The sequence below is a fragment of the Hypericibacter adhaerens genome, assembly GCF_008728835.1.
Classification (GTDB): domain Bacteria; phylum Pseudomonadota; class Alphaproteobacteria; order Dongiales; family Dongiaceae; genus Hypericibacter; species Hypericibacter adhaerens.
Genome location: NZ_CP042582.1, coordinates 5447236 through 5463986, shown reverse-complemented (window position 1 = coordinate 5463986; position 16751 = coordinate 5447236). Strand labels below are relative to the sequence as shown.

Here is a 16751-nt window from a genome sequence, read left to right as displayed (position 1 = left end):
TCAGAAGCGCCCTTCGCCGGTGGAGCGGATGCGGCCGACCTCGAGGAGGGCGCGGTTGAGCACCGGCGGCGTCAGCAGATCGGCCAGCATTTTCGTTTCCGCCGCCGAGATCAGCTTGAGCCGCCGCAAGGTCTGCGCCATCGCCGTCTCGGCGGCCCGCCCCGCCCCGTCGTCGGCCTTGATCGCGACACCGAGCCCCAGGCTCGGCAGGATGCCCGCATAGACGCCCTCGGCGCCGCCCTTGAGCAGGAAGCGGCCCTTGAGCGTCGCCATCAGGGTCGAGCCGAAACGCCCGGTGCCGCCCACGAGCATGGGCCAGGCCATGACCGACTGCAGGATGCGCTTGCAGGCATTGGCGCGGTCGGCCGAGAGCTTGCGCGGATCGGCCATCCGCGCCAGCCCCAGCGCCATCGCGCGCAGCGGCAGGCCCAGGACCGGGATCCCGCAGCCATCGATGCCGCGCGGGGCGCGGGATAGATCGAGGCCGGTCATCTCGGACATCGCCCGGGTCACGCGCTGCTGCACCGGATGCTCGTAGCGGACATAGCCGCGCGTCGGCTCGCCCTCGTGGCGCGCGGTGGTGAGGAAGCCCGAATGCTTGCCGGAGCAGTTGTTGTAGATCGCCGTGAGGTCGCCGCCATTGGCGATGAGCTGCAGCATGGTCGGCTCGTGCAACGGCAGATGCGCGCCGCATTCGAGATCGGAAATCTCGCAGCCGATGCGCGCGAGCCAGCGGCGCACGCGATCGGTATGAAGCGGCTCGCCATTGTGGGAGGCGCAGGCAAGCGCGATCTCGGGCTCGCCCAGGCCGAAATTGTCGGCCGCACCCGTCTCCAGCAGCGGCAGCGCCTGCAGCGGCTTCACCGCGGAGCGCCCATAGATCGGCCGCTCGATATCGCCCCAGCTCTCGACCAGCTTGCCCTGGGCGTCGACCACGGCGACGGCGACGCGATGACGGCTCTCGACCATCTCGCCGCGCGTGACCTCGATCAGCGTCGGATTGGCGGGCGGCTTCTGATCCGAGAGGATCTGCGCCCCGCCGCGCTTGGCGCCCGGCTTCGGCTTGGCCTTCGGCACGGCCGGCTTCCGGGTCTTGGCCTTGCTCTTGGCCGCGCCCTTGGTCTTCACGGAGCTCTTGCCGCCCGGCCGCTTCGCTGTCGCGCTGCGGCCGGCGGTCTTGCGGGCCGCTTTGCGTGCCATCGCCGACAACCGATTTCCTTCACTTCCCGAGGGCGCCACCTTGCCTTGGCGGCAGGCCCCATGCAACCTTCGGCGCCATGCGCGGCTATTTCGGCATCGGCGTCGAGGGCATCAGCAAGCCGATGAACCTCGGCAGCCTGATGCGCACGGCCCATGCCTTCGGCGCCAGCTTCTGCTTCACCATCGGTGCGGTGTTCGACACGCGCGAGGCGCGCCTCGCCGACACCTCGGACGCGATGCAGAGCCTGCCGTTCCACGACTATCCCGACCTCGATTCCTTCCAGCTGCCCAAGGGCTGCCAGCTCGTGGGGCTCGAATTCATCGAGGACGCGGTCGAGCTGCCGAGCTTCCGCCACCCGACGCGTGCCGCTTATGTCATGGGCGCCGAGCGCGACGATCTTTCGCCCGAGCTCCTCGCGCGCTGCGACCACGTGGTCAAGATCCCGACCCGCTTCTGCATCAATGTGGCGCTCGCCGGCGCGCTGGTCATGTACGACCGCATGATCTCGCTGGGACGCTTCGCCGAGCGGCCGGTGCGGGCGGGCGGGCCTCACGCGCCGAAGGCTCGTCATCATCATGGCGAACCGGTCTGGAAGCAGCGGCAGCGCACGCGCTTGACGAAACCCTAAGCCGGCCGCGTTCCAAGCACCGCTTTTAATAATTTGTTAACCGGACTCAATGCCTTCTGGGCGGGTTCGCAGGCAATGTGCGAACGACCGGGTGTTTTCCGCCGAAATATGGTTAATTGCTCTCGCCTGCCCTTGCAGCGTTCCGCGAATTGCCCTAAATGGGCGAGCACGGAAAGACTACAAGTTGTTGTCATTTAAGGCGAATTTTAGGCAGCCCTTTCCGGCGGGCAGCGCAAAGCTAGGTAGGTGATCGCTATGAAGCGCCTCGTGTCGTTCTTGTTTGCCGTTGGGCTGGTGGCCGCGATCGCCGCCCAACCGGCCTTGGCCCAAGAGCCCAAGCAAATCGGCAAGTTCGGTTCCTGGACCGCCATGACGTTCCAGGAAGACGGGCATACCGCCTGCTACGTGATGAGCGAACCGACCCGCAAGGAAGGCAATTACACCCGGCGGGGCGAGGTCTATCTTTTGATTACACATCGGCCGGCGCAGAAATCGATCGGCGTGGTGAGCTTCACGGCCGGCTACGACTACAAGCCCGATGGGTCGGTCAAGGTCGATATCGACGGCACGGGCTTCGATCTCTTCACCAAGGACGACACCGCCTGGGCCCGCGACGGCGACGATCCGAAGATCGTCGACGCGATGGTCAAGGGAAAGACCCTGGTCGTCAGCGGCGAATCCTCGCGCGGCACCAAGACGGTCGATACCTATTCGCTGACCGGCTTCGGCAAGGCGCTCCAGGCCATCAACAAGGCCTGCGAAGTCGGCGGCTGACAGCGGTCGGGATGGGCTTCGCTCCATCCTTCCAAGCCCGGGCCGACAAAATTCCTGAAAGCCCGGCCGTGACGAGCTCAAGGCGATGCATCGTGGCTGGGCCGGGCTGATCGCAGCCCTCTGTCTCCTCATCGCGCCGCTGGCGCAGGCGGCCACGCCCGACAGTGTCTTCCTCGAAGACCTGACCTGGACCGAGCTCAGGGACGCCATCGCCGCCGGCAAGACCACGATCCTCGTGCCGGTCGGCGGCACCGAGCAGAGCGGGCCGGCAATGGCCTTGGGCAAGCATAACCGGCGCGCCCATCTGCTTTCGGACAAGATCGCGCGGGCGCTGGGCAATGCGCTGGTGGCGCCGGTGATCGCCTATGTGCCCGAAGGCACGATCGATCCGCCGAGCGCCCATATGCGCTTTCCCGGCACCATCACCCTGCCCGACGATCTCTTCGAGAAGACGCTCGAATATGCCGCGCGCAGCTTCAAGCTCCACGGCTTCCGCGACATCGTGCTGCTCGGCGATCACGGCGGCTATCAGAAGGACCTGGTCGCGGTGGCCGCGCGGCTCAATCGCGAATGGGCGCAGACGCCCGTGCGCGTCCACGCGCTCACCGCCTATTACGATGTCACGCAGAGCGACTATGTGAAGGCGCTCGAGGCGCGGGGCTACAGCGAGCAGGAGATCGGGACCCATGCCGGCCTCGCCGACACCTCGCTCATGCTGGCGCTCGACCCGAGCCTGGTGCGCGGCGATTTGCTGTCGGCGGGCGGCCCCTATGGCCGCGCCGACGGGGTCTATGGCGACCCGCGGCGCTCGAGCGCCGAGCTCGGCCAGATCGGCGTCGACCTCATTGTCGCACGCACGGTGAAGGAGATCGCCAAGGCGGTGGCGACACGCTAGTTTGCGCTCCGTTTTTCTCCTTGGATCTGCCGTCAGGGCTAAGCCAACCCGCGATCGCCGATGATGAATTTCACGCAATCTTTTCGACGCCGCTCCCGCCTTCTCGTCCTCGCCGTCTCGCTCGGGATCTGCCTTGCGGGCCGACCCGGCTGGGCGGCCCCCGAGGTCACGACGGTTCCCGGCATGCCCCCGGTGGTCGATCCCGACAATCTCTACAGCGAGGCGGGCGCCAATCTCTTCAGCCCCGCGACGGCGGGCGCGCTCTCGCGCATCTATGTGCCCAACCGCCGCTCGAACGATGTCGATGTGATCGATCCGGTGACGCACAAGATCGTCGACCATTTCAAGGTCGGCTTCAGCCCGCAGCATATCGTGCCCTCCTGGGACCTGAAGACGCTCTGGGTCGCCAATAACGGACACGAGACCAAGAAGGGCGTCGATGGCAGCATGACGCCGATCGACCCCTTCACCGGCAAGCCCGGCGCCGCCATCCCGGTCGAGGATCCCTACAACCTCTATTTCACGCCCGACGGCAAATCCGCGATCGTGGTGGCGGAGATGCACAAGCGGCTCGATTTCCGCGATCCCCACACCATGGCGTTCCAGATGTCGCTCGAGGCGCCCGACTGCAACGGCATCAACCACGCCGATTTCTCGATCGACGGCAGCTACGCGATCTTCACCTGCGAGTTCGACGGCACGCTGGTGAAGATCGACATGGTGAACCGCAAGGTGCTGGGCTATCTCAAGCTCCCCTTGGCCAAGCACGGCATGCCGCAGGACATCCGCATCTCGCCCGATGGCGAGGTGTTCTATGTGGCCGACATGCATATCGGCGGCGTCTATGTCATCGACGGGAAGAGCTTCAGCTTCGTGAGCTTCATCCCGACCGGGCCCGGCGCGCACGGCCTCTATCCGAGCCGCGACGGCACCAAGCTCTATGTGTCGAACCGCGGCGGCGGCATGGTCTTCGCCAAGCCGCATGGCGACGGCAGCGTCAGCGTCATCGATTTCGCCACCCGCAAGGTGATCGCCAACTGGCCGATCCCCGGCGGCGGCAGCCCCGATATGGGCAATGTCTCGGCCGACGGCACGCATCTCTGGCTGTCGGGCCGGTTCGACGACGTGGTCTACGATATCGACACCGCCACCGGCCATGTCACCCAGGTCGATGTCGGCAAGGAGCCGCACGGCCTGACGGTCTGGCCGCAGCCGGGCCGCTACTCCCTGGGCCATACCGGCAATATGCGGTGAAGCCTCCGGGCTCCCGTCGCCGCTGCCGGCGGCGCTGTCAGCCGCCGCCCCATCGTCATCCCCGCGGAAAGCGGGGAACCATGGCGAAGCCCGGTGACCTGGATGAGGGTGGATCCGCTGAGTTTTCAAACGAAGTGCAACACCAGATTGGGGTGTTGCCATGGGGAGCCCAAGTCGGCCGGCCTTGAATAACCCCCTGACCGGCCTCACTTCCTGGCGGCGGGTGCGGCCTTGGGGCGCGTCCGGCGGGCGATGCCGGCGATGGACCCCGCGGGCGGCCCCGGTGTAAAGAACGGGCCGGCCGATCCCTGCTAGACTGACGCGACGCAAGAACCCATGAGCACGACCGCCCATGCCCTGACTTTCGCGCCGCCCGCCGCACTTGCGGATGGGCGCCGGAATCTCGTGGGGCTCGACCGCGCCGAGCTTGAGGCCGAGATCGTGGCGCTGGGCGAGCCCGCCTTCCGCGCGCGCCAGCTCTGGCACTGGATCTATCATCGCGGCGTCACCGATTTCGCCGCCATGACCTCGCTCGCCAAGAGCTTCCGCGAGAAGCTGGCGGCGAGCTACGTGGTGGCGCGCCCCGAGGTCTCGGTCGCGAAGCAGTCGATCGACGGCACCCGCAAATGGCTGCTCAAGTTCGCCGACGGGCAGGAGATCGAGACCGTCCATATCCCCGAGGAGGATCGCGGCACGCTCTGCGTCTCCTCGCAGGTGGGCTGCACGCTGACCTGCAAGTTCTGCCATACCGGCACGCAGAAGCTGGTGCGCAACCTTGGCGCCGCCGAGATCGTCGGCCAGGTGATGATGGCGCGCGACGCGCTCGGCGAATGGCCTTCGCCGCCGGACGGACGGCTGCTCTCCAACATCGTCATGATGGGCATGGGCGAGCCGCTCTATAACTGGGACAATGTCTCGAAGGCCCTCAAGATCGTGATGGACCATGAGGGCATCTCGATCTCGAAGCGGCGCATCACCCTCTCGACCGCGGGCGTGGTGCCGATGATCGAGCGTTGCGGCCAGGAGCTCGGCGTCAATCTCGCCATCTCGCTCCATGCCGTGACCGACGAGCTGCGCGACCGCATCGTGCCGATCAACAAGAAATACCCGATCGCCGAGCTGATGCGCGCCTGCCGCAATTATCCCGGCCTTTCCAATGCGCGGCGCATCACCTTCGAATATGTGATGCTGAAGGGCGTGAACGATTCGCCGGCCGATGCGCGGGCGCTCATCGCGCTGCTCGAGGACATCCCGGCCAAGGTCAATCTCATCCCGTTCAACCCCTGGCCGGGCGCGCCCTTCGAATGTTCCAGCAAGCGCGCGATCGAGGCCTTCAGCCAGATCGTGTTCGATGCGGGCTACGCCTCGCCGGTCAGGACGCCGCGCGGCCAGGACATCATGGCGGCCTGCGGCCAGCTCAAGAGCGAGAGCGTGCGGCTGCGCAAGAGTCAGCAGCTCGCGGCGGCGGCCGAAACCGCGGCCGATGCGGCCGGCCAGCCGCAGTAGCGCGCATCCTCGGCGCCGCCTGCCGGCGCTGTTCCTCCTCACGATCCTCGCCTGCAACTTGATGGCGGTCGCGACCGGGCCGGCGCCGGCGCGCGAGGATCTGCCTGGTTGGGACCAGACAAGCTGGGGCATGAAACCCGCCGATGTCGACAAGCTTTACGGATCGGCCCTGCAGAAGGTCGAGCCGCCGATCGAATTCGGATCGAGCGAGGCGAGCCGCGTCTGGCGCGATCTCGAATTCGCCGGCTTCACCTGGCGCGTGCTTTTCCAGTTCGACAGCAAGAGCCACGGGCTGGTGCAGGTGATGCTGCAGCGCAGCCGCCTGCCGAACGCGCCCAAGGCCTACGAGGCGGCATTGGCAGCGCTGCAATCGCGCTACGGCCCGCCCGATCTGGTCTGCGGCAGTCCGCAAGGCGGCGCTTCCGCTTCGGCCCAGGCGCGCGAGCGGGTCTGGCGGCTCCCCACCAGCTCGATCCATCTGGTGTTCCTCGATATCGGCGGCGGCGAGCTGCAGTACAACGTGTTCGACTGGCCGCCCGCGCCGTCGGAAGGGGCCTGGCCGCAACGCTTCCATGGACGCGGCAACTATCCGCAGCGGCTTTTGATCCGCTATCACCCGACCGCGCGCAACGATCTCTTCCTGCCGGGCTGCGGACGCTGAAAGCGGCAAGGCCGGGCGCGATAACCGGCGTCTCCCTTGGATCAGCCGCGACGCCGCCGCGAACGTGCGGGCGATACGGGTTCCGCTTCGAACAGCCGGCGCAAGGTCCGGCTCGATAACGCCTCGATCGCCTCGCGCTTCAGCGCCAGCAGGCGGCGCCCGCCATCGCCTTGCTCCTCGACCAGACCGGCCTCGCGCAGGAAATGGAGATGATGGGTGACGGTGGGCTTGGAGAGGCGAAGCTGGCGCGCCAGCTCGACCGCCGGCATGGCGCGGCGCGCCAGGAGGTTGGCCATGGCGAAGCGCGTGGCGTCGCCCAGCGCGCGGAACACCAGCGCCACGTCGCCACCCTCAGGGCCGGCGGCGGCGGTACCATCATCCGCGGACGCGGCGCTTCTCGGGCTCCTCCCGGGCGCGGCAGCGCTGGGCAGGCCCGGTTCCCCGATGCCGCCCGGCTGCGGCTCGGGCCCCAGCGCGAGATCGAGGAAGGGCAGCCAGGCCGTGCCGCGCTCGCCTTCCTGCTCGATGAACCACCAGCGCGGCTCGTTGAAGCTCGAGGGCAGGAACTGAAGCTGGCCGATCTGGGCGAGCTCGGTGCGGGCCCCGCCCGTCACCTGCCGGAGGACGCCCGCCTTGGCGTCGAACTCGATCCCGAGACCCAGCCGGTGGCCGAGCCCGGCCCAATCGGCGCGGCCGATCCGGTTGCCGGCGACCGTGGCCGCGGCCGCTTCCTCGTCGGCCAGGGACCGCCAGAGGGGCTCGAACACGGCCTCGCGGAAGGCGTCGAGCCCCGCCACCAAGGCCCGCTGGCCGGCTTCCGGATCGGCGGCGAAACGGCCCAGCGCCGACCAGAGCGGGGCATCGGGATTTGATGGTTCGAATTTCATCGAACTCAGGGCGAGGAGCCGCGGCCGGGGCAGGGCCGCCAGGGCCCGGGGCAGGGTCAACCCACCCACCGCGACCCGGCGCGCGAGCACGGGATCGGCCAGCAGCGCGGCCAGCATGGCCGTCAGCACCGCCCCGGCCGGCCGGCGCTCGATCCGGTTCAGGAGTTCGATCGGTGTCGAATCGAGTGGCGCCAGCCCCGGTGCCGCCGCCGCGAGCAGCCAGATCTCCGGCGCCCCACCCAGCGCCGCCTCGGCGGCCCAGTAGGTGCCGGGCAGCGCCCGCCGCCCCTGGCGGCGCCAGGCCGGATGACGCTGCGCCCGGTCGCTGGTCAGCGACCAGGCCGCGAGGAACAGCTCCAACCGGGGGCTGGCGCGGCAGTCCCAGCGTGGCCACGCCGGCATGGAGCCGGAGAGAGCGGTAGGCCGAGGTTTGGGGCGGCGAGGCGGCATGGTCATTCGATTATTATCTAACGAAAGTTAGATAGGTATATAACGAGATGCGGCGGTGGGGAAGCGGAATGAGACGATTGAGGTGCCGCACGCGATGCTATCAGCTTGCCGGCCGATGCTCGATCCCTATACTCCGCGCGGCTTTTTCCTGGAGAACCTCCGACCCATGCGCGCGACCATCAAGAAGGCTGTGCTCGCCTATTCCGGCGGCCTCGACACCTCCGTCATCCTCAAATGGCTGCAGGAGGCCTATGGCTGCGAGGTGGTGACCTTCACCGCCGATCTGGGCCAGGGCGAGGAGCTGGAGCCGGCGCGCAAGAAGGCGCTGCTGCTCGGCATCAAGCCCGAGAACATCTTCATCCAGGACCTGCGCGAAGAGTTCGTGCGCGACTTCGTCTTCCCGATGTTCCGCGCCAACGCGCTCTACGAGGGCCAGTATCTGCTGGGCACCTCGATCGCGCGGCCTCTGATCGCCAAGCACCAGATCGAGATCGCACGGAAGACCGGCGCCGATGCCGTGGCGCACGGCGCCACCGGCAAGGGCAACGACCAGGTCCGCTTCGAGCTCAGCTATTACGCGCTCGAGCCCGGCATCAAGGTGATCGCGCCCTGGCGCGAATGGGACCTCACCAGCCGCACCAAGCTGATCGAGTTCGCCGAGAAGCATCAGATCCCGATCGCCAAGGACAAGCGCGGCGAGGCGCCCTTCTCGGTCGACGCCAACCTGCTGCACAGCTCGAGCGAGGGCAAGATCCTGGAGGATCCATGGATCGAGCCGGACGAGATGGTCTATCAGCGCACCATCTCGCCGGAAGAGGCGCCGGACAAGGCGACCTATATCGAGGTCGAGTTCGAGAAGGGCGACGCGGTCGCGATCGACGGCAAGCGGCTGTCCCCTGCAGCGCTTCTCACCAGGCTCAACGAGCTTGGCAAAGCCAACGGCATCGGCCGGCTCGACCTGGTCGAGAACCGCTTCGTCGGCATGAAGAGCCGCGGCGTCTACGAGACGCCGGGCGGCACGATCCTCCATGCCGCCCATCGCGGCATCGAGAGCCTCACGCTCGACCGCGGCGCCATGCATCTCAAGGACGACATCATGCCCCGCTATGCGGAGCTCATCTATAACGGCTTCTGGTTCGCGCCCGAGCGCGAGATGCTCCAGGCGCTGATCGACAAGAGCCAGGAGAATGTCAGCGGCACGGTCCGGCTCAAGCTCTACAAGGGCAACACCGCGGTGGTCGGCCGCAAATCGCCCAGGAGCCTCTACAGCCTCCAGCACGTGACCTTCGAGGAAGATGCCGGCGCCTACGACCAGCGCGACGCGGCCGGCTTCATCAAGCTCAATGCCCTGCGCCTGCGGCTCCTGAAGAAGGGGCGGGGCTGAGCCTCATGCGCGGCGCCCGGGGCGAGACGATCTCAATTCGCTCCGCCCAGCCCGCCGATCTCGATCTCCTGATCGGGTTCTATCGGCGGTTCTTCGAGCATCTGAAGGCGGCGGTCGCGGACGAGCTCTGGGAAGGCGCGCAGCCGGCGCCCGATCTCGCGCGGCAGAATTTCGAGGCGGCTCTCGCGCAGGGCGATCTGCTGCTCATCGCATCGGTCGGCGGCACACCCCAGGGCTACCTCCTCGGCCGCATCGAGCCGGCCTATGTGCGGGAATCGCCGATCGAGAAGACGGGCTATATCGCGCATTGCTTCGTGGCCGAGGCCGCGCGCGGGCGGGGCGTCGCCCGGGCGCTGACCGAGGCGGCGGAGCGCTGGTTCGCGGATCGCGGCATCGAATTCATCGAGCTGCGCTATAATCTCGCCAACAAAGCCGCGGCCGCTGCCTGGGACAGCCTGGGCTACAAGCCGCAGCGCCTGATCTGCCGCAAGTCGCTTCGCCAAGGATAGGGAACGCCGGGGAGCCCGCATGATCCTGACCACCACATCCACCGTCGAAGGCTTCAAGATCCGCGACTATCGCGGCATCGTCACCGGCGAGGCCATCGTCGGGGCCAACATCTTCCGCGACCTCATGGCCTCGATCACCGACATCGTCGGCGGTCGCTCCGGCTCCTACGAGAGCGCGCTGAAAGGGGCCCGCGAGGCGGCGTTCCGCGAGATGGAAGCGGCCGCCAAGGAAGCCGGCGCCAACGCCATCGTCGGAGTCGATATCGATTACGAGGTGGTCGGCAAAGACAGCAGCATGCTGATGGTGAGCGTCAGCGGCACGGCCGTGGTGATCGAGTAGGATGCCCTTGCCGCGCTCGGTCGGCGCCGAAGGCTGACGGCATCGCTCCAGGAACCGGGAGGCCACCATGTGCGACACGGCTGCAAAGGCGACGGGCTGGCGGGGATGGATGAAGCTGGATGAGCGCCCTGTCGGGCCCGCACTCGGGCCCTGGATCGATCTGTCCCACCCTTTGACCGAGCATATGCCGACGGTCTCGATCTTTCCCGCGCCCCGGTTCTGGCGGCTGAAGCAGATTCCGGCCGATCCCCTGAACGTGACCATGATGGAAATGGCGGTGCATTCCGGGACGCATGTGGACGCGCCGCGCCATTTCTTCGCCGACGGTCCCGCCTTCCATGAGGTGCCGCTCGACCGGCTGCACGGACCCGGCGCGGTGCTGAACCTCGAGAAGGAGCCGGACAGCGTCATCAGCGCCGAGGATCTCGCCAACGCGAAGATCAGGGTCGAGCCCGGCGATATCGTGGTCATCCATACGGGCTGGTGGCGCTATGCGGGAACGCCCCAGTACGACCGCCATCCCTGCCTCTCGGTCGAGGCCGCGCAGTGGCTGGTCGAGAAGCGGGCGAAGCTGCTGGCCTGCGACTTCGCCACGCCCGATCTGCCGGTCCATCGGCGTTCGCCGGGCTTCGACTGGCCGGTGCACCACGTTCTGCTCGGCAGCGGCGTGCTCGTTTCGGAGCATGTCACCAACCACGCCGAGCTGGCGGATCGGCGCGCGGAATTCATGTTCCTCGCCCTCAATATCTCGGAGTCGGACGGCGCCCCCGCCCGCGTGCTGGCGCGCCGCCTGTCCTGACCAGGGGCGCCAGCTCTTTCCCGGCGACCCTTCAGGTGCGAGGGGAGACGAGGGCTAGATCGCGATTCCGTGCTGCCGGCAGGCGGCGGTCACCGTGTTCTGCAGCAGCACCGCGATCGTCATCGGGCCGACACCGCCGGGCACCGGCGTGATGGCGCCGGCATGCTTCGCGGCCTCCGCGAAGGCGACGTCGCCCACGAGCTTGCCTTTGCCGTCCGGGCCGGTGATGCGGTTGATGCCGACATCGATGACCGTGGCGCCGGGCGCCACCCAGTCGCCGCGCACCATCTCGGGCCGGCCCACCGCCGCCACCAGGATCTCGGCACGGCGGCATTCGCCGGCGAGGTCGCGGGTCTTGGAATGCGCGATCGTCACGGTGCAGCTCTCGCCCAGCAGGAGCTGCGCCATCGGCTTGCCGACGATGTTGGAGCGGCCGAGCACGACCGCGCGCTTGCCGGAAAGATCGCCCAGCCGGTCCTTGAGCAGCATCAGGCAGCCGAGCGGCGTGCAGGGGACGAGCGCCTGCCCGCCGGTCGCGAGCCGTCCGGCATTGACCACATGGAAGCCGTCCACATCCTTGGCCGGGTCGATCGCGTCGAGCACGGCTTGCGGATCGATCTGCTTGGGCAGCGGCAGCTGCACCAGGATGCCGTTGACGGACTTGTCCTCGTTGAGCCGCTTCACCAGCGCCAGCAGTTCGGCCTGCGCGGTGGTGGCGGGCAGCTTATGCTCGAAGGAGGCCATGCCGACCTCGACCGTCTGCTGCGCCTTGTTGCGCACATAGACCTTGCTGGCCGGGTCCTCGCCCACCAGCACCACGGCGAGACCCGGGATGAAGCCGTGCTTCTCCTTGAGGCCGGCGATCTGGGTGGCGAGGCGGCGGCGCAAGCCCTCGGCGAAGGCCTTGCCATCGATGATGTTGCTCATGCGTATCCGTTTCCCTTGACTATCGAATCCCGGTGCCGCCCGGGCGAACATCCGGGGCGGCGGTCATGCCTTGGCGCCGTGCTTGGCCAGCCATTCCGTCAGCAGGCTCTCCAGCGCCATCGGATCGCCCGCCAGATGCAGCAGCTTGCGCCGGTCGCTGGCGCCGCTCTCGAGCGTGATCCGGCTGCGGGCGATCCGCCATTCCCGCGCCAGGAGCTCGATCAGCGCCTCGTTCGCCTGGCCCTTCTCGGGCACCGCCGTCACCGCCACCTTGAGCGCCACCGAGCCGTCGGCCTCCGGCGCCAGGCCGTCGATCGCGCTGCGCCGCGCCCGCGGCGTCAGCCGCACCTTGAGCCTGAGCCCGTCCGACACCGCCGCGAAGGGCCGAGGCATGGGCGTCAGGTCCTAGAACACGTATTCGAAAAGCAGGCTGCGCAGGAAGACGAGCAGCAGGATCAGCACCACCGGCGAAAGATCGATGCCGCCCAGATTGGGCAGGACCCGCCGGATCGGCCGCAGCGCCGGCTCGGTCAGGCGGTAGAGCATGTCGCCCACCTGATAGACGAAGCGGTTGCGCGTGTTGAGCACGTTGAAGGCCACGAGCCAGCTCATGATGGCGCTCGCGATCAGCACCCAGATATAGAGCGTGATCACCAGACTGATCAGACCTGCGAGCGACTGCATGTGGCGCGGAATCCTCCAGGGAGAGGGCGAAAAACCGGCCTGGAGGCTATCGGCCCGAGGCCCCCCGCGCAAGGGTGCCGGACGATCCGCCGCGCCCCTCCGATTCGCGCTCAAGCCCCTGGAATCGCTGGGCTCGACCGGGTTCGCGGTAATCCCCTCTTAAGCCTCTTGCCCTTGACAGGGCGAGGTCGCCTACCCATAGTCCCGGCCGTTCGGCGGCGGGGCTGTAGCTCAGATGGGAGAGCGCCTCGTTCGCAATGAGGAGGTCAGGGGTTCGATTCCCCTCAGCTCCACCAGCCGCCGATCCTCCCCGACATCGATGGTGGAATTGCAGCCGGCGGCCGCGCGGCTCTTTCTTGCTTGTCCCCTCCACCGGAACGGGGGAGGGCCAGGGAGGGGGCTGCTCGGTAGCAGAGCCGCTCAGCTGCAAGTACCGAGCAGCCCTCTCCCTCACCCTCTCCCAGAAGGGAGAGGGGACACTGCGCGCTCAAATCGGCGTCGCGGTCGGGATCTCGGGCTTGGGTCCGCCGCGGCGGCCGGCCGAGACGATGGGCCGGTCGCGCAGGTGATGGGTCAGCCGCCATTCGAAGGCGCGGAAGCCCCAGGCGATCAGGTAGGTCAGCGCCAGATAGATGAGCGCGATGGTGATGAAGAGCTCATAGGGCGCGAAGCTGCGCGCGATGATGACGCGGGCGACGCCGGTCAGATCCATGAGCGTCACCACGCTGGCGAGCGAGCTCGCCTGCAGCATGAAGATCACCTCGTTGGAATAGGCCGGCAGGACGAGCTGGAGCGCGCGCGGCAGGATGATGCGCCGGTAGCGCAAGCCCCAGGACATGCCGCAGGCCTTGGCCGCCTCGACCTCGCCCAACGGCACGGCCTGGATGGCGCCGCGGAAGATCTCGGTCACGTAGGCCGCGGTGTTGAGCACGAAGGCGAGCAGGCAGCACCAATAGCCCTCACGCAGGAAGCTCCAGAGGAAGGTCGTCTTGATCCAGTGGAACTGGCCCAGCCCGTAATAGATCAGGAAGATCTGGATCAGGAGCGGCGTGCCGCGGAAGAAATAGGTGTAGGCATAGATCGGCCAGGAGAGCCAGGGCTTGCCCGAGGCGCGCATGATGGCGAGCGGCACGGCGATGACGAGCCCGACGATGAGCGAGATCGCCACCAGCTCGATCGTCAGCAGGAGCCCGTCGAACAGCGCCGGCAGGCTGTCCCAGATCAGCTGCAGGTCGAAGACCGCATTGATGCGCTGCCAGAGACCGGGGGCTTCCGCTTCCATGCCGGTCCCGCTCAGGCGCGCCTGACGCCGACATTGGCGCGCTTCTCCGCCCAATGCCGTCCGTAGTCCGAGATCGCGGTGAAGACGAGATAGATGAAGGCGGCGCTGATGAAGAAGGTGAAAGGCTCGCGCGTCGGCGCCTTGGCGAGGTCGGCCTTGCGCGTCAGCTCCTCCACCCCGATCACCGACATGAGCGAGGTCGCTTTGAGCAGCACCAGCCAGACATTGCCGAGGCCGGGAATGGCGAAGCGCCAGACCTGGGGCAGGCGGATGCGCCAGAAGATCTGCTTCTGGTTCATGCCGCAGGCCATGGCGGCTTCGATCTGGCCCTTGGGCACGGCCTGGAAGGCGCCGCGGAAGGTCTCGGTCGCGTAGGCGCCGTAGATGAAGCCGATCACCAGCACGCCCGCCACGAAAGCGTTGATGTCGATCGGTTCCTCGCGGCCGAACAGGGTCGCTATATGCTGCAGCAGCACCGTGCCGCCGTAATAGATCAGCAGCAGCAGCACCAGCTCGGGCACGCCGCGGATGATGGTGGTGTAGAGGTCGGCGAGACGCCGGGCCCAGCCATGGCGCGAGAGCTTGCCGAGCGCGCCGATCAGGCCCATGGCGGTGGTGAGCGCCATGGAGAGCACAGCGACGATGATCGTCATCTGCGCGCCTTCGATCAGGAAATGCCCGTAGCCCTTATAGTCGAACATCGCCCGCGGCCGGCATCATTGCCCCTCGTGAAAGACGGCGCCGCCGGAAGCGGAAGGCCTCCGGCGGCGCACCGGGTCTCACGCGCTAGGCGACCCGATCAGTCGCCATAGACGTCGAAGTTGAAGTATTTGTCGTTGATCTTCTTGTAGGTGCCGTCGGCGCGGATATCGAGGATCGCCTGGCTCAGCGCATCGCGCAGCTTGCTGTCCTCCTTGCGCACGCCGATGCCGGCGCCGTCGCCCAAGAGCCCGCCGGTCCAGCCCTTGCCCATGATGGCGTAGTCGCCGCCGCCTTCCTGCTTCAGGATGCCTTCCTGGAGCGCCAGGATGTCGTCCATGCGCGCATCGAGACGCCCGCTCATCAGGTCGAGATTGGCATTGTCGGCGGTGTCGTAGACCACGATCTCGGCGCCGGGGAAGTTGGCGCGCGCGAAGTTCTCGTGGATGGTGGCGCGCTGCACGCCGATCTTCAGGCCTTTCAGGCTGGCCGGATCGACATGGCCGTCGGTGCCGATCTTGATCTTGGAATCCTTGCGCGCCACGAGCACGGCCGGCGTGTTGTAGTATTTGCCGGTGAAGTCGATCTTCTGCTTGCGCTCCTCGGTGATCGACATCGAGGCGACGATGGCGTCGAACTTCTTGGCCAGGAGGGCCGGGATCATGCCGTCCCAGTCCTGCTTCACGATGGTGCATTCGGCCTTGATCTTCTCGCACAGCGCCTTGGCGATATCGACATCGAAGCCCTGCAGCGAGCCGTCGTCGGCGACATAGTTGAAGGGCGCATAGGCGCCTTCGGTCGCGATGGTGAGCTTCATGGTCTCGGCCGAGGCCGACGCGGTGGCGAAGGCCAGCGCGGCAGCCGCGAGCGTCAGCGTCAACAACCTCTTCACGTGCAACTCTCCCTTCTGGTTATCGGAGAGCCGGGCTCTCCGTTCTTGATCTCGCGATCGGTTCTGAGGAGCGATCCTAGTGCAGCCGGCTCGCCAGGAACTGCCGGCAGCGCTCGGAATCGGGATTCTTGAAGATCTTCGAGGGCGGCCCCTGCTCCTCGACGCGGCCCTGATGCAGGAACAAGACCTCGGTCGCGACCTCGCGGGCGAAGCCCATCTCGTGCGTCACCACGATCATGGTGCGACCCTCCTCGGCCAGCTGGCGCATGACCTTGAGCACCTCGCCGACCAGCTCGGGATCGAGCGCCGAGGTCGGCTCGTCGAACAGCATCACCTGCGGCTCCATGGCGAGCGCCCGCGCGATCGCCGCGCGCTGCTGCTGGCCGCCCGAGAGATGCGCCGGATAGAAATCGCCCTTGTCGCCGATGCCGACCTTGCCGAGCAGCGCCACGGCCCGTTCCCTGGCCTGCGCCTTCGGCAGCTTCAGCACATGGACCGGCGCCTCCATCACGTTCTCGAGCACGGTCATGTGCGACCAGAGATTGAAGCTCTGGAACACCATGCCGAGGCGCGAGCGGATGCGGTCGACCTGCTTCGAATCTTCCGGCTCCGCGTGGCCGCGCCGGGTCGGGCGCATGCGGATGAGCTCGCCGCCCACATAGACGCGTCCGCTGTCGGGCGTCTCGAGCAGGTTGATGCAGCGCAGGAACGTGCTCTTGCCCGAGCCGCTGCTGCCGATCATCGCGATCACGTCGCCGACCTTGGCCGACAACGATACGCCCTTCAGGACCTCGATTTCGCCGAACCGCTTATGCAAGTCCTCGACGACAAGGGCGGGTGTTGATTCACCCATTAACGCCTCTGCTTTCGTCGGTATCCGTCCCTATCGAAATTCAAGGTAGTCGCGCTTCTCCGCCTTTGCCAAGGAGAAAACCGCCCGCGGCGGCCTCTCCCGACCGGCGGCGGGATCTCAGCGGGA

19 protein-coding genes and 1 tRNA gene are annotated in these 16751 nt (G+C 67.2%); 11 read left to right on the top strand and 9 right to left on the bottom strand.

All coding sequences use genetic code 11. The features are described 5' to 3' along the window. A complete protein-coding gene (locus FRZ61_RS24450; protein ID WP_151120256.1) occupies positions 1–1200 on the bottom strand; it encodes an asparaginase in 1200 nt (399 codons plus the stop codon). Positions 1201–1277: 77 nt separating this feature from the next. Here FRZ61_RS24450 and FRZ61_RS24445 point away from each other — a divergent pair, with 77 nt between their 5' ends. The 6 genes from FRZ61_RS24445 (at position 1278) to FRZ61_RS24420 (ending at position 6919) form a co-directional block, all read left to right on the top strand. Continuing rightward, positions 1278–1829, top strand: a complete 552-nt coding sequence (locus FRZ61_RS24445; RefSeq protein WP_151120255.1) for an RNA methyltransferase — start codon at positions 1278–1280, stop codon at positions 1827–1829. Positions 1830–2096: 267 nt separating this feature from the next. After that, complete coding sequence (locus FRZ61_RS24440; protein ID WP_225308989.1) at positions 2097–2603, top strand: invasion associated locus B family protein; 507 nt, start codon at positions 2097–2099, stop codon at positions 2601–2603. Positions 2604–2688: 85 nt separating this feature from the next. Beyond that, on the top strand, positions 2689–3498 hold the full coding sequence (locus FRZ61_RS24435; protein ID WP_151120253.1) for a creatininase family protein: 810 nt from the start codon (positions 2689–2691) through the stop codon (positions 3496–3498). A gap of 183 nt (positions 3499–3681) precedes the next feature. Next, positions 3682–4752, top strand: a complete 1071-nt coding sequence (locus FRZ61_RS24430; RefSeq protein ID WP_151120252.1) for a YVTN family beta-propeller repeat protein — start codon at positions 3682–3684, stop codon at positions 4750–4752. A 336-nt stretch (positions 4753–5088) separates the two neighbouring features. After that, positions 5089–6258 carry a 23S rRNA (adenine(2503)-C(2))-methyltransferase RlmN gene (gene rlmN / locus FRZ61_RS24425; protein WP_151120251.1) on the top strand — a complete coding sequence of 390 codons (1170 nt, stop codon included), beginning with the start codon at positions 5089–5091 and terminating at the stop codon, positions 6256–6258. Then, positions 6236–6919, top strand: coding sequence for a hypothetical protein (locus tag FRZ61_RS24420; protein WP_151120249.1), 684 nt, complete (start codon positions 6236–6238; stop codon positions 6917–6919). Before rlmN ends, FRZ61_RS24420 begins: the two co-directional genes overlap by 23 nt. A 41-nt stretch (positions 6920–6960) precedes the next feature. On the opposite strand, the gene FRZ61_RS24415 is transcribed toward FRZ61_RS24420, so the two are convergent. Beyond that, positions 6961–8166, bottom strand: a complete 1206-nt coding sequence (locus FRZ61_RS24415; protein WP_191909194.1) for an ArsR/SmtB family transcription factor — start codon at positions 8164–8166, stop codon at positions 6961–6963. A 256-nt stretch (positions 8167–8422) separates the two neighbouring features. On the opposite strand from FRZ61_RS24415, the gene FRZ61_RS24410 reads away from it, so the two are divergent. From FRZ61_RS24410 to FRZ61_RS24395, 4 genes are all read left to right on the top strand, one after another. Beyond that, the gene (locus FRZ61_RS24410) at positions 8423–9640 is read left to right on the top strand and encodes an argininosuccinate synthase (RefSeq protein ID WP_151120246.1); all 1218 of its coding nucleotides are present in this window, start codon (positions 8423–8425) and stop codon (positions 9638–9640) included. 5 nt (positions 9641–9645) lie between these two features. Then, a complete protein-coding gene (locus FRZ61_RS24405) occupies positions 9646–10149 on the top strand; it encodes a GNAT family N-acetyltransferase (RefSeq protein WP_151120244.1) in 504 nt (167 codons plus the stop codon). Between the two features lie 19 nt (positions 10150–10168). After that, positions 10169–10489, top strand: a complete 321-nt coding sequence (locus FRZ61_RS24400) for a heavy metal-binding domain-containing protein (RefSeq protein WP_151120242.1) — start codon at positions 10169–10171, stop codon at positions 10487–10489. Positions 10490–10556: 67 nt separating this feature from the next. After that, positions 10557–11288, top strand: a complete 732-nt coding sequence (locus FRZ61_RS24395) for a cyclase family protein (protein WP_151120240.1) — start codon at positions 10557–10559, stop codon at positions 11286–11288. A 54-nt stretch (positions 11289–11342) separates the two neighbouring features. Here FRZ61_RS24395 and folD read toward each other — a convergent pair whose 3' ends face one another. The 3 genes from folD to FRZ61_RS24380 are packed head-to-tail and all read right to left on the bottom strand — an operon-like array spanning position 11343 to position 12899. Next, on the bottom strand, positions 11343–12221 hold the full coding sequence (folD, locus tag FRZ61_RS24390; protein WP_151120970.1) for a bifunctional methylenetetrahydrofolate dehydrogenase/methenyltetrahydrofolate cyclohydrolase FolD: 879 nt from the start codon (positions 12219–12221) through the stop codon (positions 11343–11345). A gap of 57 nt (positions 12222–12278) precedes the next feature. After that, positions 12279–12608, bottom strand: coding sequence for a DUF167 domain-containing protein (locus FRZ61_RS24385; RefSeq protein ID WP_151120238.1), 330 nt, complete (start codon positions 12606–12608; stop codon positions 12279–12281). A 12-nt stretch (positions 12609–12620) separates the two neighbouring features. Further along, the gene (locus tag FRZ61_RS24380) at positions 12621–12899 is read right to left on the bottom strand and encodes a YggT family protein (protein WP_151120236.1); all 279 of its coding nucleotides are present in this window, start codon (positions 12897–12899) and stop codon (positions 12621–12623) included. A 220-nt stretch (positions 12900–13119) separates the two neighbouring features. Between FRZ61_RS24380 and FRZ61_RS24375 the strand changes: the two genes are divergently transcribed. Then, a tRNA-Ala gene (locus FRZ61_RS24375) sits at positions 13120–13195 on the top strand. A 191-nt stretch (positions 13196–13386) separates the two neighbouring features. Here the strand turns inward: FRZ61_RS24375 and FRZ61_RS24370 are convergent. The 4 genes from FRZ61_RS24370 to FRZ61_RS24355 all read right to left on the bottom strand — a co-directional run bounded on the left by FRZ61_RS24370 (position 13387) and on the right by FRZ61_RS24355 (position 16625). After that, positions 13387–14181, bottom strand: coding sequence for an ABC transporter permease (locus FRZ61_RS24370; RefSeq protein WP_151120235.1), 795 nt, complete (start codon positions 14179–14181; stop codon positions 13387–13389). Between the two features lie 11 nt (positions 14182–14192). Then, a complete protein-coding gene (locus FRZ61_RS24365; protein ID WP_151120233.1) occupies positions 14193–14882 on the bottom strand; it encodes an ABC transporter permease in 690 nt (229 codons plus the stop codon). A gap of 98 nt (positions 14883–14980) precedes the next feature. Beyond that, positions 14981–15772 carry a lysine/arginine/ornithine ABC transporter substrate-binding protein gene (locus FRZ61_RS24360; RefSeq protein ID WP_191909192.1) on the bottom strand — a complete coding sequence of 264 codons (792 nt, stop codon included), beginning with the start codon at positions 15770–15772 and terminating at the stop codon, positions 14981–14983. Between the two features lie 76 nt (positions 15773–15848). Next, a complete protein-coding gene (locus FRZ61_RS24355) occupies positions 15849–16625 on the bottom strand; it encodes an ABC transporter ATP-binding protein (protein ID WP_151120229.1) in 777 nt (258 codons plus the stop codon). Positions 16626–16751 lie beyond the last annotated feature (126 nt).

Excerpts from the sequence above, each read along its gene's own strand:
- FRZ61_RS24410 (WP_151120246.1), top strand. The coding sequence starts at position 8,423 with ATGCGCGCGACCATCAAGAAGGCTGTGCTCGCCTATTCCGGCGGCCTC.
- FRZ61_RS24420 (WP_151120249.1), top strand. The coding sequence starts at position 6,236 with ATGCGGCCGGCCAGCCGCAGTAGCGCGCATCCTCGGCGCCGCCTGCCG.
- FRZ61_RS24355 (WP_151120229.1), bottom strand. The coding sequence starts at position 16,625 with ATGGGTGAATCAACACCCGCCCTTGTCGTCGAGGACTTGCATAAGCGG.
- rlmN (WP_151120251.1), top strand. The coding sequence starts at position 5,089 with ATGAGCACGACCGCCCATGCCCTGACTTTCGCGCCGCCCGCCGCACTT.
- FRZ61_RS24380 (WP_151120236.1), bottom strand. The coding sequence starts at position 12,899 with ATGCAGTCGCTCGCAGGTCTGATCAGTCTGGTGATCACGCTCTATATC.
- FRZ61_RS24370 (WP_151120235.1), bottom strand. The coding sequence starts at position 14,181 with ATGGAAGCGGAAGCCCCCGGTCTCTGGCAGCGCATCAATGCGGTCTTC.
- FRZ61_RS24365 (WP_151120233.1), bottom strand. The coding sequence starts at position 14,882 with ATGTTCGACTATAAGGGCTACGGGCATTTCCTGATCGAAGGCGCGCAG.
- FRZ61_RS24405 (WP_151120244.1), top strand. The coding sequence starts at position 9,646 with ATGCGCGGCGCCCGGGGCGAGACGATCTCAATTCGCTCCGCCCAGCCC.
- FRZ61_RS24385 (WP_151120238.1), bottom strand. The coding sequence starts at position 12,608 with ATGCCTCGGCCCTTCGCGGCGGTGTCGGACGGGCTCAGGCTCAAGGTG.
- FRZ61_RS24450 (WP_151120256.1), bottom strand. The coding sequence starts at position 1,200 with ATGGCACGCAAAGCGGCCCGCAAGACCGCCGGCCGCAGCGCGACAGCG.
- FRZ61_RS24445 (WP_151120255.1), top strand. The coding sequence starts at position 1,278 with ATGCGCGGCTATTTCGGCATCGGCGTCGAGGGCATCAGCAAGCCGATG.
- FRZ61_RS24430 (WP_151120252.1), top strand. The coding sequence starts at position 3,682 with ATGCCCCCGGTGGTCGATCCCGACAATCTCTACAGCGAGGCGGGCGCC.
- FRZ61_RS24400 (WP_151120242.1), top strand. The coding sequence starts at position 10,169 with ATGATCCTGACCACCACATCCACCGTCGAAGGCTTCAAGATCCGCGAC.
- FRZ61_RS24435 (WP_151120253.1), top strand. The coding sequence starts at position 2,689 with ATGCATCGTGGCTGGGCCGGGCTGATCGCAGCCCTCTGTCTCCTCATC.
- FRZ61_RS24395 (WP_151120240.1), top strand. The coding sequence starts at position 10,557 with ATGTGCGACACGGCTGCAAAGGCGACGGGCTGGCGGGGATGGATGAAG.